Below are 14,383 nucleotides of genomic sequence, written 5' to 3'. Positions count from 1 at the left end.
CAGCAAGGGGCAACTGGGCAGCCAAACGAGGAGAACAATTAGGAAACATGGCGACGGGGCCCGAATAAGTCTTCAGCGATCGCTTGCCATCCTCCCTGGTCACGGAGGCCGACTGGCCAGGAGGTAAGCGCAGGGGAAACTTGCCCGAACTGGCAAACTCAACGCAGACCCTGAACCCAGGTTCTGGAATTTTGAACTGAGTCCGGGAACCCATGGGCGATTGGTCGTTGAAAAGCAGCAGTGGACGGCCAAGGCGTTGGAATGCAGAGAATCAAAAGCCTGGCTGTCTTCAGCCTAGCCAACATTTCCATCTCACTAGCGATTGTGCGGGACAGATTTCCAAAACGGTCGATCGCCCAATCGCCATCACCTCGAATTCAGCACACCGCAACAATCGCCCGATCGCGCCCCCTACCGACGGTTCCGTTCGCTATCCTGGCTATAGTGGAAAACGCGCACCGTGCTCCTTTCCAATGGCGTTCCTCTGGGAATCCTTTCCAGTCGTCAACTTCAGTAATCACTCCTTGAGCATGTGACCGAAGAACTCAAATCCCAAGGGCGATTTTTGGCATCGCTGATTGGCCTCCTGTGGCTGCTGGAAATTGTTGATCAGTTCGTTTTCCGGGGCTATCTCGATGTGTTGGGCATTGTTCCCCGCAATGTCATCGGCCTGCGGGGGATTGTCTTTGCCCCCTTGCTCCATGGCGACCTGGCCCATTTGATGGCCAACACCGTGCCCCTGGGGGTGCTGGGTTGGTTGGTGTTGGTGCGTGGGCGCGAAACCTTTTGGAAAGTGACCGGCGCGATCGCCCTAATTAGCGGTCTGGGAACCTGGCTGATTGGCCCCAGCAACTCCATCCACATCGGCGCAAGTGGTTTGGTGTTTGGCTATCTCAGCTATGTGCTGTTTCGGGGTTGGTTTGAACGCAGCGCCAGCGGCATTTTGCTTTCGATTTTTATTTTCAGCCTCTATGGCAGTTTGATTTTTGGGGTGCTACCGTTGCGCTCGGGCGTGTCCTGGCAAATGCATCTTTTTGGGTTCATCGGCGGGGCGCTCGCGGCGCGGTATGTTGACCGCCCCCGCCCCTAGCGGCCCTTCACCGGACAACGCTCGGATGCTCTTGGATTAAGATTTACGGTTCGATCGAATCGCTCCAGCCATCCTAGCCATCCCCCCACGGTTGCGGATATGAGTCAGGTTTCCCAGTTGCCAAAGGTTTCAGTCATTGTGCCCACCTACGGGCGCGAACAAGTGCTTTGCACCTCGATCGAGGATGTTCTAGCCCAGGACTATCCTGATTTTGAAGTGATCGTCGTTGACCAAACCCCGCAGCACCTGCCCGAAACCGAAGCGAAACTGGCCCAATGGGCCGATGGGGGCAAAATCCAATGGCATCGCCTGCGGTGGGCGAGCTTGCCAGGGGCCCGAAACTTTGCGGCCCGGCGATCGAGCGGTGAAATTCTGATTTTTATTGATGACGATGTGCGCCTGGAGCCAGGTTTCATTGCGGCTCATGTGGCGAACTATGGCGATCCCCAGATTGGAGCGGTGGCCGGGCGCGTGTTCGATCGCATGAAATTGGAGCAAGAATGCACCAAACATGTGGGCGAATTTGATTACCAAGTGCCGGAAGCCTCTGACCCCGCGATCGCCTGGTATCACATTGACCTCGTGCGGGCCACCCAGCCCCAACCGGTGATCACTGCCCGAGGTTGTAACATGTCCTTTCGCCGCAACCTGTTTGTGCAGCACGGCCTGCGGTTTGATGAGCGCTATCGGGGCAGCGCTGTTCGCGAAGAGTCCGACTTTTGCTTAAGCCTGCGTAAAACCGGCTTCAAAATTTGGTATGACCCCGCCGCCCATTTGGTGCATTTAGGCGAAGAAACCGGCGGTTGCCATGACATCAGCACCCGTTCGATCGGCTACCAAACCACCTTTTATCACAACCATTTTTGGCTCGGATTTAAACACCTCAGCCTTGGGCAACAGATTCGCTTTTTTGCCAAACTGTTTGACTGCCATGTTTTGGGTCATCCCCCCTGCTACAAGAGCGGTTCACCCCTAAAAGTATTGGTACGGTTTGGCTGCTACTGCATGGGTTTTGCTAAAGCTTTAATCACGGCTTTGGTTGGCCTTTGGGATGATGGTCAAGTGTATTCTCGGCAGGATCAACAGCGCGATCGCCCAGCCCTGAATTCCTAAATTTCTTTGCCTGGTTTTCCCGTCGAATGACTATTAACGTTACCAGCTCGTTAGGCAGCAAGGTTACCAGCTCGTTAGGCAGCAAGGTTACCAGCTCGTTAGGCAGCAAGGTTACCAGCTCGTTAGGCAGCAAGGGGCTTAAGCCCCTTGTTATGATATGACGACTGGCTCTGCGGCTTTGACCCAGAGAATTAAGGCAGTCGCGATACTAAGAAATGAGCGTCGATCAGCCTATTTTGAGAAGAGGATGAAGGCTTTTTACTGATTTGCGAAAGAGGCCTACTGTCTAATCAATCGAAGCTGAGAGATGGTAACCACATCACCAAATCCGGGAACAGAATAATAATCAGCAACACCAGCAGTTGCAGACAAATAAAAGGAATTACCCCCCGATATAGCTCCTCCGTTTTGACAATGGCAGGCGCAACGCCCCGTAGATAAAACAGGGCAAATCCAAAGGGTGGCGTGAGGAAAGAAGTTTGCAAGTTCGCCCCTAAAATCACCCCATACCAAATCATATTAAACCCAAGGGCTTTGGCAACGGGGGCAAAAATCGGAACCACAATAAAGGCGATTTCAAAGAAGTCGATAAAGAACCCCAACAGGAAAACCACCAACATATTGAGGGCTAAGAAACCCACTCCCTCGCCCGGCAGGTTCGACAGAACCTCGAACATGAACCGATCGCCGTGGAGACCCCGAAAAACCAAACTGAAGGCCGTGGAGCCAATCAAAATAAATAGGGCCATGCTGGAAATGCGCAGGGTGGCTTCGCAGGAGTCCCGCAGGGCAACCCAACTGAATTGGCGATTCAACAAGGCCAGGGCGATCGCCCCCAAGGAACCCACCGCGCCCGCCTCCGTGGGGGTGGCAATGCCAAAGAAAATGCTCCCCAACACCAACAAAATCAGCACCAACGGGGGCAACATGGACTGCACCACCCGTTGCCGCAATTCTCGGCGCGGCATTTGGCAAACCTCCGGCGGCAGGGCCGGCGCGGCTTCCGGCTTCAAAAAGGCCACCAGCAACACATGCAAGGCAAAGGCCCCCGCCATCATCAGGCCGGGAATCACTGCCCCCAGGAACAGATTGCCCACCGAAACCCCCAGTTGGTCGCCCAGCACCACCAGCACCACACTGGGCGGAATGATTTGCCCCAAGGTTCCAGAAGCGGCAATCACCCCCGTGGCCAGCTCGCGATTGTAGCCATAGCGCAGCATGATGGGCAGGGAAATGAGACCCATGGCCACGACCGTTGCCGCCACGACTCCCGTTGTGGCCGCCAGCATCGCCCCCACCACCACCACCGCCAGGGCCAAGCCACCCCGCAAGCGGCCGAACAAAATACCGACGGTTTCTAAAAGTTGCTCGGCAATTCCTGACTTTTCCAGAACGGATCCTAGGAAAATAAAATAAGGAATGGCCAGCAACGTGTAGTTTTTCATAATGTCAAAAATGCGGCTGGGCAAGGCAGCTAAAAAGCTTGGCTCAAACGCATCGACATTGATTCCAATCAGGGCGAAAACGATGGCAACCCCACCTAAGGAAAAGGCGACGGGATAGCCGAGGGATAAAAAGAGCAGCGCCCCCAAAAACATGAGGGGCCCCAGCCAGTCAAATCCAAGGGTTTCCATTAGCGATCGCCCTCCGATGAGTTTTCCGAGGGGTTCTCCGATGCTTGGCTGGCCGATGGTTGGCTAGGTTGATGGGGGGCGATCGAGTGGGCGATCGGCTGCGACGAGAGATCTGTGCCTAAACCGGCAATGATTGCCAAGTTTTTAATGATTTCTGAAACGCCCTGAATCATCAAAACCACAAAACTAATTAAAATCAATCCTTTGATGGGATAGCGCGGCAAACCACCGGGATCGGGCGAGAGTTCCTGAACCATCCAAGCATTGGCTGTCCATTGCCAAGAAGCCATCAAAACCAAAGCCGAAAAGGGCATTAGAAACAGAACGGTTCCAACTAAATTGGCGATCGCCTGGGTGCGGGGCGACCAATTTTTATAGAACACATCTACCCGCACATGGCCATTCCGCTGCATTGTGTAGGCAGCACCGAGCAAAAACACACCGCTAAAGAGATACCACTGCAACTCAATGCTGGTGTTGGAGGTGAGATTTTGCCCGATCGCCCGGCCCAAATAGCGACCAATCACATTCCAAGACCCGATCGCCAGCATGGCCACCACCAACCAGCCCATGGCTTGGCCCAAGCGAAAATTCCAGCGATCGATTTGGCGAGCCAGCCGTAACCAGGGAGGGAGTTGCTGTTGAAGCCACCGTTGCCAATTCTGCATAGTTTGCATAGGTTTAAACGGGGAAAATTTAAAGGATTTGAAAGATTTAAAGGCAAGATTGGATCGTTCAAGGTTTAACCGCTTCCGCAAAAACCCATTCATTGGTGTTGTTCCAAGCAATCACCGATTGTTGAAAGGTTTTCCAAGGTTCATAAATGGCCTTGAAGTTTGCATCTCGCTGGGCTAAGTCTGCAAACAGTGCTTCTGTTTCCGTTTTGGCTTGTTTTAAAATTTCGGCGGAATAGGGCCGCAGTTGTGTGCCACTGGCAATGAGAGTTTTGAGGCCTGCCGCGTTGAGGGCTTCATAGTTTGACAACATGGCATAGTTGGCTTCTTGGGCTGCCAGTTGAATCATCTGTTGATAGGCTTTTGGTAATCGGTTCCAGGCTTCTAAGTTGACAAAGAAATCGAGTGTGCTGCCGGGTTCCCACCAACCGGGATAGTAATAGAAACGGGCGGCGCGGTTCAGTCCCAATTTCGCATCGTCATAGGGGCCAACCCACTCGGCCGCATCAATGGTTCCCCGATCGAGTGCCAAGAACACTTCGCTACCGGGCAACACCTGCACATTCACCCCCAATCGCGACATCACCTCGCCACCAAGACCAGGAATTCGCATTTTCAAACCTTGTAAATCACTGAGGGTTTGAATTTCGCGTTTAAACCAGCCCCCCATTTGGGTTCCCGTGTTGCCAGCGGGAAAGTTAATAATATTGAAGCTGCGATAAATGGCTTGCAAAGCTGTTAAGCCGCCGCCAGCATAGAGCCAAGCATTTTGTTGTTGAGCCGTGAGGCCAAAGGGCACTGAAGTGCCAAACGCGAGTCCTCGATGCTTGCCCAAATAGTAATAGCTGGAACTGTGACCACATTCAGCCGCCCCGAGCTGTACTGCGTCCATCACTTCCAGTGCGCCCACAATTTCTCCGGCGGTGTGGGGCGTGATGATGAATCGGCCGTCGCTGAGTTCTTTGACCCGATCGCAGATGCTGACTAAGCCACCAAAAATGGTGTCGAGGGCTTTGGGCCAACTGGCGATCGCCCGCCACTGAATTCTAGGTAGGTCGGCGGCAACGGGCGGGCCACCACTGGGTTTGGGGGCACAGGCGGCAGCAGTGGCCGTCATGGAGCCTAGCCCGATCGACTGCATTAAATGGCGACGTTTCATGGGTTAAAACACTCTTCCAAAAGATGCTGAAACAGCCCGAAAGGGATTGAAGCTTTCAACGGAATTTGCAAAGTTTATAAAATTCAAAAAAATTCTGAAAAATTCTGAAAAAGCCCTGAAGAGACTTCAGAAATTTGCTGAAAGCCAACCAGGTTCACCCCCACCATAATTGCTAGTTACTCATTCGTCACCTGAATCGGTGGGCGAAGGCTAAGGTAAGCCAAAGGCCCCACCAAAGGCAAAAATGTTAGCCATTGCCAAATGGTTTGCTGATACCAACCTCTCCGAGCCAAATCATCGCCCACCAGGGCAGGAAACAGCAGGGAAAGCATCAGAAAATCGAGGCTCATCACATGGATAAATCGGCTGGTTTGCCACTGTTGTCCAAAATCTGACCAGTTGCCTTGGGACAGGCCCCAACCCAGCAGCCCGATCGCCCCAACCGCGAGACCCAAAGCCAGCCAACGGGAATCCCAGACTCGAATCAGACCTGATCGCTCGCCCGTGAACTGTGGGTTCGATCGCCGCAGGGCCAGGTAAGGCAACAGGGCAAAGGCTCCCAATGCCATTGACCCGATCGCAAAGGGCCAAGCACGCACCGGTTGCCCCCGCCCATCGGCAAACAGCAAGCAACAGTAAACCAGCGGCCAAATGCCCATCAGGTTAAAAAGAGCCACAATGAGCGGATTTTCGCCGGATACTTGACCCGTCGAAAGGCGAATGATCAAATCCAAGGTGTCCGGGCGATCGGGCGGGGCCAGCAGGAAAGCATAGAGCGTGAAGCCGGCCCACAGGAGCCAAAACCAAGGCTGGGCCGGTTGCTTGGCTTGATCGGCCGGCAACTGGTCAAGATCGGGGGAGTTACTGGGCGCAGTCATCGGCGTTTTTGGCAGGGTCTTTGCAGGCGATTTTGACTATTAGACCAGGATTTCGCCCAAGATTTAGACAAAAACGAGGGGCTTATTTTCCAATTGTTGAAAGGCGATCGCATCAAATTGATAAAGACTAGCCGGACGACCAGCACCGCGCGACACCTTCACGCCCGTGTCCAACAAAATTCCCAGCTTCAGCAAGCGGCTGCGGAAGTTGGAATAGTCTGAAAAGTTTTCGCCTAAAACAATGGTGTAAAGCTGATAAAGATCGCTGAGGGTGAAGGATTCCGGCAACACATCAAAGGCGATCGGGCTGTATTCCAATTTGTTGCGCAAGCGTTGATAGCCGTATTGCACAATTCGATCGTGATCAAAAGCCAGTTCCGGCAGGCGATCGAACGGATACCAAGCAATCCCGATCGCCCCATCGGTGGCAAAATCCGCGATCGCCTCCACCTCCGCATAGCGCACCAGGGCAAAGTAGCTGACGGACAAGTACCGCACCCCAAAACTGTCGGCGGCTTCCCGGGGATCGCGGCCGGGCCCACCAAAGGTATAAAGCTGCTCTAGGTACAGATGCCGGACGCGAATTTTTTCCGCCAAGACGCGATAGGCCGCCGCTTCCAGGGCCTCGCCTTGGCGCACCAAGGTTCCGGGCAAGCTCCAACAACCGGCAAAGGGTTCGTGTTGCCGCATCACCAGCAACACCAATAGTCGGCGCTTGTCGCTGTCCACGGAAAAAATGACGTTATCAACTCCTACTTTGAAATCGGCAAGGGAATCGCCCGCCAGGGGAGCAGGCGATTGTTTGGCACTCTGTTTGGCGCTCTGTTTGGTGCTCTGTTGGGCACTAAGCTTGGCACTGAGTTTTGCATTGAGGCGATGGGAACCTAGCCGACGTTCTGCCATAGGTAAAGCTGCTCACCCCGAATATAGGCTTCAATTTCGGGGGGGATACTGTTGCGATCGCCCGCTTCCCGATAGGCGGTGGAAGAACTGGCGGGGCTGCTGAGGTCAGCCACCTGCACCCTGGCTCCCAGGTCGGCTAAATGTTCGATCGCGGCCGTTTCCAAGGGATAGCCCGGCCGAGGAATCACCAGCAATTGGGCAAATTGCAGAATGTCCGCCGAGCGATACCACCGGGGCAGTTGGGCCACCAAATCTGACCCAATGACTAGGCTGAACTGGGCGTGGGGCCAGCGTTCCCGGGCCCGTTCCAACACCACCACCGTGCGCGGGTGGCTCAGGTCTGGACAAACCTGCACATGGGCGGGCCGTGGTTCGATCGACTCGATCAGCACCCGCAACATGGCCGTGCGACAGTCGAGGGGAGCGCGATGACTTTTGAAGGGATTGTCCGCAGCCCAAACCGCAACCCGATCGAACCGTTGGGCCAACCAAGCAACAATCGCCTGATGGCCATAGGTTGGGGGATCTGCACTGGTTCCAAACAACGCGATCGACATCATGGGATTCTGGCCGCCAAAACAACGGCAGGAATACAGGTTTGTAGAAAATGACGGGTTGATGGAGCGGAATTGGCAACCACTGGGGTGCTGGCCTTGAAACAGTTTGGGAAGCAGCTTAAGAAGCAGCTTAGGAAGCAGCTTGGAGCGACTGATGCACCCGAGTCGTGAGCGATTGTAGCGCAGGCGACAGTTCCGGCCGCACTGGGGTTGGGTCATGGATCGATCGCACCGCCTCCGGAAGGCTTTGAACCTGCGATCGGGTGCGTTGGGCAATGGTCAGCAGGGATTCTGGATCCGTCAGCCGTTGTCCCGCACGCATCACGGGCCGCAACAATCCCAGCTCTGATCGGGACACTTCATCGGCCAACACCAGCCGATCGCCCAACCAACGGCCCGCCTCGTCCCGATCGCGCAGCACCTGTTTTCGGCCCGGATAGGTGGCCTTGCCACTGGAGCCTTTGGCCACCGGTTGCCCCGCCAACTCCACTAATTTATAAACCCCATTCACCGGCTGGCCAGTCACCAACTTTGTGCCTACCCCATAGCCATCAATCTCAGCACCGGCCGCCCGTAGGCGATCGATTTCCGCTTCATCCAGATCACCGCTGACCAAAATTTGCGTTCCCGGCAATCGATCGCGCGCTAGCTGTGACAGGCTCACCAAGTCTCCCGAATCCAACCGGATGGCCGGCACGGGGGCCCCGCCGGCCCGCACTCGCTCCGCCAACTGTTCGATCGCCCGCACCGGGTCAAAAGTATCCACCAGCAGCGCCCCATGGGGAAACAGTCCCTGAAAAGCCTCAAACGCCGCCAGCTCCGACCCCATGGAAGCACCCAGGGCCATCACCAGGGCATGGGCCATCGTGCCCGCCGGTTGTCGCCCCAATTGCAACGCCGCCTCCACATTAGAAGTGGCATCCAAGCCGGCCGCCAAGGCCGCCCGCGCCGCCCACAGGGCCGCCTGGGGACTGAAGGCCCGCCTTGTGCCAAATTCCAAAATTTGCGCCCGATCGCCCGCCACATCCCGCAACCGAGCCGATCGCGTGGCCACCAGGGTTTGATAGTTCAGCACATTCAGCAAATAGGTTTCCACCCACTGGGCTTGCCAGAGGGGAGCCTCAATTCGCAGCAGCGGTTCATGGGCAAACACCACGGTTCCTTCGGGCACGGCCCACAAGTCTCCCGTAAACCGAGCCGTCGCCAACAAGTCCCAAAATCGATCGGGCGCATGGTCAAACAGCCCCGTGGCCCGCAGTTGTGCCTGTTGGGACGCGCTGACCTGAAACTGCTCCAGGTATTGCAGGGCCTGTTCCAGTCCCATGGCCACCAAGTAGCCAAACCCATCGGGCAACCGGCGCGTAAACAGCTCAAAACTGGCGGTTTGTTGCTCCACCGCCCGATCGCAATAGCAAGCGATCATTGTTAACTGATACAAATCCGTCAGCAGGGCGCTGTTGCCCACTTGAGCGTCCAGGGTTGCGGGCCCCAAGTCGGGCGTGGTGAGGGTCAACATAACTGGGGAAGCGATCGATCGGGCGATCGCCAGGAGGGATCTTGAGGCAGTCACACCGCTCTGGCCGTTGACGGGTGGCCGGTCAATTTATTTATAGTAATTTTTACCAAAAATAGCAACCCGCCTGTTCCCGATCGCTCCTGTAACTGGCACAGGTCGTCAGGGTCTGTCTTCATTTCCTGGGATTCAACGAAAACAGTTGATTTTCCATGCCCCAAGCGGCGTAACAAGGGGCTTAAGCCCCTTGTCCCTCTCGGTCGGTCAGCGGTGGAGCCAGGGTTGTGGGCGACTTGATAACAAGCCCTAGGATTCGCTCCCGTAAACCGTTTCATCTTCCTTGCGCCAGGCCGGATCCACCAAACAGATGAAGGTCAGCGGCTCGGGCCCCAAGCTGCGCACGAATTGTTTAGCGTTGGGCGGAATATAAACCGCATCCCCTGGCTCAATGATTTGCACCTCGCCATCGATGTGCATTTCTCCCCGCCCCGCCATGATGTAGTAGACCTCTGAGGTAGTCAGGGAGTGGGGCAGCGAGGTTTCGCCCACGGGCAAAATCGCATGGGCCAAGCTATAGCGCAGGTCGATCGGCTGCTTATCGGGGTACAACAACTCCCGCAAAATCGAATTGTCGCCCGCCACAAATTCTTCGCAATCGCCCAACTTTCGTACCAGCATGGTTGAGACCCCGTGCAACATCTGCGGGCCATTCAAGCAAAATGTTCCGCCATTCGTGGCAATTAAGTGGCCATTGACCCGATCGAGCGGCTTGGTTTTTTCTGTGAAAGTCACCAAAACCCGTGACCAGTCCCCCACAACCCCTCGGTCGATCACCCACCAATCTTGCTACAACAGGGATGAGATCAAGCAAAACCCAACAAAAGAACCGATCACCGGAATTCCTAATCACACTATGTTGCTAACCACAACCTCCAGCCTCGAAGGCAAGCGCATCATCTCCTATTACGGCGTGGTCAGTGGAGAAGCGATCTTGGGGGCGAACATTTTCAAGGACTTTTTCGCTGGCATCCGAGACGTGATTGGCGGGCGATCGGGTTCCTACGAAAAAGAACTGCGCAAGGCCAAAGACATCGCGATGAATGAAATGAAAGCCGCCGCTGCGGAATTGGGAGCGAACGGCATCATTGGCATTGATATTGATTATGAAACCATTAGCCTGTCCAACGGCGGTGGCATGTTGATGGTGGCGGTCAGTGGCACGGCGGTGCGGTTTGAATAATGCGGTTTGAATAGCTGGCACGGACTGCCCTAGTTTGCACCCACGCCCGCCGTTTTTCCTTGGTCGATCGCGCTGGTAACGGGGCGATCGACCCACGGAGCCTCCGTTTGCACATACACTTCACAGGAATTATTTTCGGTTTCATCCAGCCGAATTTTGACCAACTGCACTCCCAATTCTCGCAATGGCTCTAGCAGTTGATCGCGAATATAAACGGCAATATTTTCCGCCGTGGGCACAATGTCTTGAAAGTAGGCAATATCCTGATTCAAAAAGGTGTGATCAAGCTGCTCCACCACTTGCATTTCAATGAGATCGTGGAGCCGGTTGAGTTCAACAACCATCCCTGTTCTAGGGTCAATTTGACCGCGCACCGTCACCCACAATTGATAGTTGTGGCCATGGCCACTGGGGCGGGAACATTTGCCATAAATTTCGCTATTTTGAGCCAAAGTCAGGGTTGGCAGAGCCAAACGATGGGCGGCGCTGAAGTGGGTATGAACCGTTAGATGAGCTTCCATAGCTTGCCCTCGATATTCCACAACTAAACCGGGATCGGGCGACAGTTGCACTTGCCGCAGTTGCAAGCCCTGCCGCTGCCAACATTGGCTCAAACGCTGCCACAGCACCTGGGCCACCCACTCGCTGGTGGGCAGGGTGTTGGCAAATTCTGGCCAAATTTGGTTGAGGTTGGCTCCGTGCAAGGGTTCCAGCACTTCCCGTTGCAGGGCGCGTTTGATGGTGGTGGATAGGTTGGCCACCATGCCAAAGGGATCGATCGGCCCCTGGACTTGCACCCAAAGCGTGAAGGTGCTGCCGGGCGATCGAGCGGCGATCCCGAACCGCCGATGATTTTCCGCCTCCGTCAGTTCCGGCAACCAGTAACGGTAGCTTGCGGAAAACTGGACACGACGGCTGATGGTGCAAAGATCGCTCATGCAATGCGGCTCGATCGGGACGATGATTCGCTCAGAGTTCTGGATTCGCCCTTGCAAGAGGGCTGGGGGATCGCGGAGGCTGGCGACAAGGGCTAGTCGGCAGAATTGGGGCGATCGCGGAGGCGCAAGGGCGGCAGGGGTGATCGCGATCGATCTGTGTAAACCGGGTCTCCGTAAACCGAGGTTAGCCGGGGAGCGGCGGGCAAAACGGGCAAGCGACTGGCGGAGGAACTGCGGTAGGTCATGCGGGGCGATCGGGCCGCGTCAATCACACGCGCGGAATATTTCAGCCAATAGAGAGCGGCGGCCGTGCCCAAAAAGATTAGCCCCAAAGCGGCCAAACCCGCATCGCTATCCGCTCCCCCGATCGTCACCTGCACCAGGCCCATGGTTAGCACGAAGGCGGCGATCGGCTCTCGTCGATATCGTTGCTGCAACAGCCGCGGCCAACGCTTACCCATCGGTTTAGTCCTCAGCGCTTTTGATCCCAAGGGTGATCCCCAAACGATGGCTAATTCCTAGCCATGTCGCCCCTAATTCTGATTGTATAAACCTTTCTGCTGCTAGAAATTTTTTCTGCTGCTATCAATAGACCTTCAAAAAAGACCTTCAACAACCTTCCACATTTGCGGCTGTGGAGTCTGCGGTTGTGGAATCGACTCATGCGCAGCCCACGGAAGGGACACAGCCACACCCACCCGCCTCTTGAACCGAGCGATCGGGCAGGGGCTGCGCCCTTAATTTCACAAAGCATTTCGCAAAGGATGAGGCTTGGCAAATCCCGCTCAACAAGCTCAACCAGTTGCAGCAGGTTGCCAAGCAACGGACAACAGCAGGCCCCTACAGCAGGCCCAACCAAGCCAACAGCCCTTGACCCGTCACCGCCTCGATCGCCAAAGCCAGCAGGAAACCCACCATGGCGGCGCGGCCATTCAGGCGCTCAGCATAGTCATTGAAGCCAAATTTGGGTTCTTCGAGGTTGGGGGTGGTGGTCGGTTGTGGTTGAGTCATGGTTTGTTCCTGAATTGTTACGTTTTGAGTTTTACATTTCGTAACAGTTTATCGCACCTCGGCCAGCAGTGGGCCCTTGCCGAAGGTTAATCAACCGTAAACAATCGGGCCGCTACAACACCATCATCACTCGATTGCGGCCCCGGTTTTTGGCTTGGTAGAGGGCCCGATCGGCCCGGTTCAAGGCCGCCTCGATCGAGGTGTCAGTGGACTGGCAACTTGTGCCGCCAATGCTGACCGTGAGGGTTAAGCCCGGGGCGCTGGGCAAACTGGTGATAGTCGGATCGGCGATCGCCTTGCGAATCCGTTCCGCCACGATCGCCGCGGCCGCCGCATCGGTCTCCGGCAACAACATCACAAATTCCTCACCCCCATAGCGCCCCAGACAATCCTGAGTTCGCAGAATGCTGCTGGCGGCTTGGGTGGCCGTGGCCAAGGCCAAATCGCCCACGGCATGGCCATAGGTATCGTTCACGGCCTTGAAGTGATCCAAATCCAACATCAACACCGAAAGGGGATGTTGGTAGCGACAACTGCGCTGAAATTCCTTTTTGGCCAGGGTCATCCAATGCCGACGATTGGCTAAACCGGTCAGGGGGTCGGTGGTGGCCAAGCGGCCCAATTCGGTGTAGGCGCTTTGCAGTTGGGCGTGGGTTCGTTGCAGGGCATTCAGGGCCTGACTGAGGCGATCTCGTGCTTGCTTGAGTTCCAAATGCACCCGCACCCGGGCCAGGAGTTCCGCCGATCGAAAGGGCTTGGTGATGTAGTCCACAGCGCCAAGCTGGAAGGCTTCGAGCATGTGGGTTTCTTCGTTGCTGGCCGTGACAAACAACACGGGAATATCCCGCAGAATCGGATCTTCTTTCAGGCGATCGCACAGTTGCAAACCGCTCATTCCCGGCATCATCAAATCCAGCAAAATCAAATCCGGTTGGGCCGATCGCACCCTCATCAACGCTTCGGCTCCCGTCATGGCAAATGTGGTTTCATAGCCCGCCTGATCTAGCATTTCGATCGACAGGCGCACATTTTGGCTGACATCATCAACCACCAAAACTAGAAACGATCCGGGATCAAACGGCCGGGCTGGCGATTCTGCCTTGCCCGTCGCTAATCGTCGAATGGGTTCTGAATTGGCTGCAATTGCCTGGGAATTGGTCATGAACCTAACTTTAGAGAGAAGATTGAGCGAAAGAAGCTTGATTTCGAGCCGGATCGCCATTCCCCATTGGGTCACCAGAGCAACGATCGGGCAGTGATTTTGAACAGGGTATTGGTCGTGGCTTGTGGGCGATCGTGTTGAGCAACGTTTGCCAAACTACTCAACACCAGGAATTCAGGACTCACCCATCAAGGGCATCCCAGCAGCCATCCAAACAGCCCTGAAAAAATCATGAAAAAAGCCACGCAAAAGGCAATGCCACCTTTTGAGGCGCATTCTTGAAGGGCAAAAAAGCAAAGAAAAGCCACTGATGAAGTGGTTACAATGAATCGTCAGAAGCTTATACTTATTCTATCTTTATCTTGCTGTCTTGATCCAGAAGTGTTGAATCTAAACACAAAACTTCATATTCTAGGCAACAAGAGTTTCTGGCAGTAAATCATAGCTCCAATGACTGATTGAGCCATAGCGACCGAGTACAACTTGCAAATATCGCAATTTATCTAGTAGC

Annotated in this window: 15 protein-coding genes; 3 read left to right on the top strand and 12 right to left on the bottom strand. The window is 55.1% G+C overall.

Features of this window, described 5'->3' with window-relative positions; genetic code table 11:
- The first annotated feature begins 532 nt into the window (after positions 1 to 532).
- Positions 533 to 1,090 carry a rhomboid family intramembrane serine protease gene (locus H6G53_RS15815; RefSeq protein ID WP_190534629.1) on the top strand — a complete coding sequence of 186 codons (558 nt, stop codon included), beginning with the start codon at positions 533 to 535 and terminating at the stop codon, positions 1,088 to 1,090.
- A 99-nt stretch (positions 1,091 to 1,189) separates the two neighbouring features.
- Positions 1,190 to 2,203: a hormogonium polysaccharide biosynthesis glycosyltransferase HpsN gene (gene hpsN, locus H6G53_RS15810; protein ID WP_099534931.1), complete on the top strand. Its 1,014-nt coding sequence runs from the start codon at positions 1,190 to 1,192 to the stop codon at positions 2,201 to 2,203.
- A 290-nt stretch (positions 2,204 to 2,493) separates the two neighbouring features.
- Here hpsN and H6G53_RS15805 read toward each other — a convergent pair whose 3' ends face one another.
- The 8 genes from H6G53_RS15805 to H6G53_RS15770 form a co-directional block, all read right to left on the bottom strand.
- Positions 2,494 to 3,837, bottom strand: a complete 1,344-nt coding sequence (locus H6G53_RS15805; protein ID WP_190534626.1) for a TRAP transporter large permease subunit — start codon at positions 3,835 to 3,837, stop codon at positions 2,494 to 2,496.
- Positions 3,837 to 4,514: a TRAP transporter small permease subunit gene (locus tag H6G53_RS15800; protein ID WP_242030816.1), complete on the bottom strand. Its 678-nt coding sequence runs from the start codon at positions 4,512 to 4,514 to the stop codon at positions 3,837 to 3,839. Before H6G53_RS15800 ends, H6G53_RS15805 begins: the two co-directional genes overlap by 1 nt.
- A 58-nt stretch (positions 4,515 to 4,572) precedes the next feature.
- Entirely contained in the window at positions 4,573 to 5,670 is a 1,098-nt protein-coding gene (locus H6G53_RS15795; protein WP_190534624.1) for a TRAP transporter substrate-binding protein, read from the bottom strand.
- A gap of 176 nt (positions 5,671 to 5,846) precedes the next feature.
- A complete protein-coding gene (locus H6G53_RS15790; protein WP_242030817.1) occupies positions 5,847 to 6,548 on the bottom strand; it encodes a DUF2834 domain-containing protein in 702 nt (233 codons plus the stop codon).
- 63 nt (positions 6,549 to 6,611) lie between these two features.
- The gene (locus H6G53_RS15785) at positions 6,612 to 7,451 is read right to left on the bottom strand and encodes an NUDIX domain-containing protein (RefSeq protein ID WP_099534934.1); all 840 of its coding nucleotides are present in this window, start codon (positions 7,449 to 7,451) and stop codon (positions 6,612 to 6,614) included.
- Positions 7,433 to 8,011 (bottom strand): nicotinate-nucleotide adenylyltransferase, encoded by a 579-nt coding sequence (locus H6G53_RS15780; RefSeq protein ID WP_099534935.1) that lies wholly within the window; start codon positions 8,009 to 8,011, stop codon positions 7,433 to 7,435. The genes H6G53_RS15785 and H6G53_RS15780 overlap by 19 nt, the downstream gene beginning before the upstream one ends.
- Positions 8,012 to 8,138: 127 nt before the next feature.
- Entirely contained in the window at positions 8,139 to 9,524 is a 1,386-nt protein-coding gene (locus H6G53_RS15775; protein WP_190534715.1) for a nicotinate phosphoribosyltransferase, read from the bottom strand.
- A 303-nt stretch (positions 9,525 to 9,827) separates the two neighbouring features.
- Positions 9,828 to 10,199, bottom strand: a complete 372-nt coding sequence (locus tag H6G53_RS15770; protein WP_190534711.1) for a cupin domain-containing protein — start codon at positions 10,197 to 10,199, stop codon at positions 9,828 to 9,830.
- 235 nt (positions 10,200 to 10,434) lie between these two features.
- Between H6G53_RS15770 and H6G53_RS15765 the strand changes: the two genes are divergently transcribed.
- The gene (locus H6G53_RS15765; RefSeq protein WP_190534621.1) at positions 10,435 to 10,761 is read left to right on the top strand and encodes a heavy metal-binding domain-containing protein; all 327 of its coding nucleotides are present in this window, start codon (positions 10,435 to 10,437) and stop codon (positions 10,759 to 10,761) included.
- Positions 10,762 to 10,790: 29 nt separating this feature from the next.
- Here H6G53_RS15765 and H6G53_RS15760 read toward each other — a convergent pair whose 3' ends face one another.
- From H6G53_RS15760 to H6G53_RS15745, 4 genes are all read right to left on the bottom strand, one after another.
- Positions 10,791 to 11,699: a 6-carboxytetrahydropterin synthase gene (locus H6G53_RS15760; protein WP_190534618.1), complete on the bottom strand. Its 909-nt coding sequence runs from the start codon at positions 11,697 to 11,699 to the stop codon at positions 10,791 to 10,793.
- Positions 11,700 to 11,791: 92 nt separating this feature from the next.
- A complete protein-coding gene (locus H6G53_RS15755) occupies positions 11,792 to 12,160 on the bottom strand; it encodes a hypothetical protein (protein ID WP_143473166.1) in 369 nt (122 codons plus the stop codon).
- A 379-nt stretch (positions 12,161 to 12,539) separates the two neighbouring features.
- On the bottom strand, positions 12,540 to 12,710 hold the full coding sequence (locus tag H6G53_RS15750) for a chlorophyll a/b-binding protein (protein ID WP_099534942.1): 171 nt from the start codon (positions 12,708 to 12,710) through the stop codon (positions 12,540 to 12,542).
- A gap of 112 nt (positions 12,711 to 12,822) precedes the next feature.
- Positions 12,823 to 13,872, bottom strand: a complete 1,050-nt coding sequence (locus H6G53_RS15745) for a diguanylate cyclase (protein WP_099534943.1) — start codon at positions 13,870 to 13,872, stop codon at positions 12,823 to 12,825.
- Positions 13,873 to 14,383 lie beyond the last annotated feature (511 nt).

Source organism: Limnothrix sp. FACHB-406, assembly GCF_014698235.1.
Lineage (GTDB): Bacteria > Cyanobacteriota > Cyanobacteriia > CACIAM-69d > CACIAM-69d > CACIAM-69d.
The sequence above is the reverse complement of the archived record's forward strand: the minus strand, read 5'-3'. Positions and strand labels throughout refer to the sequence as shown.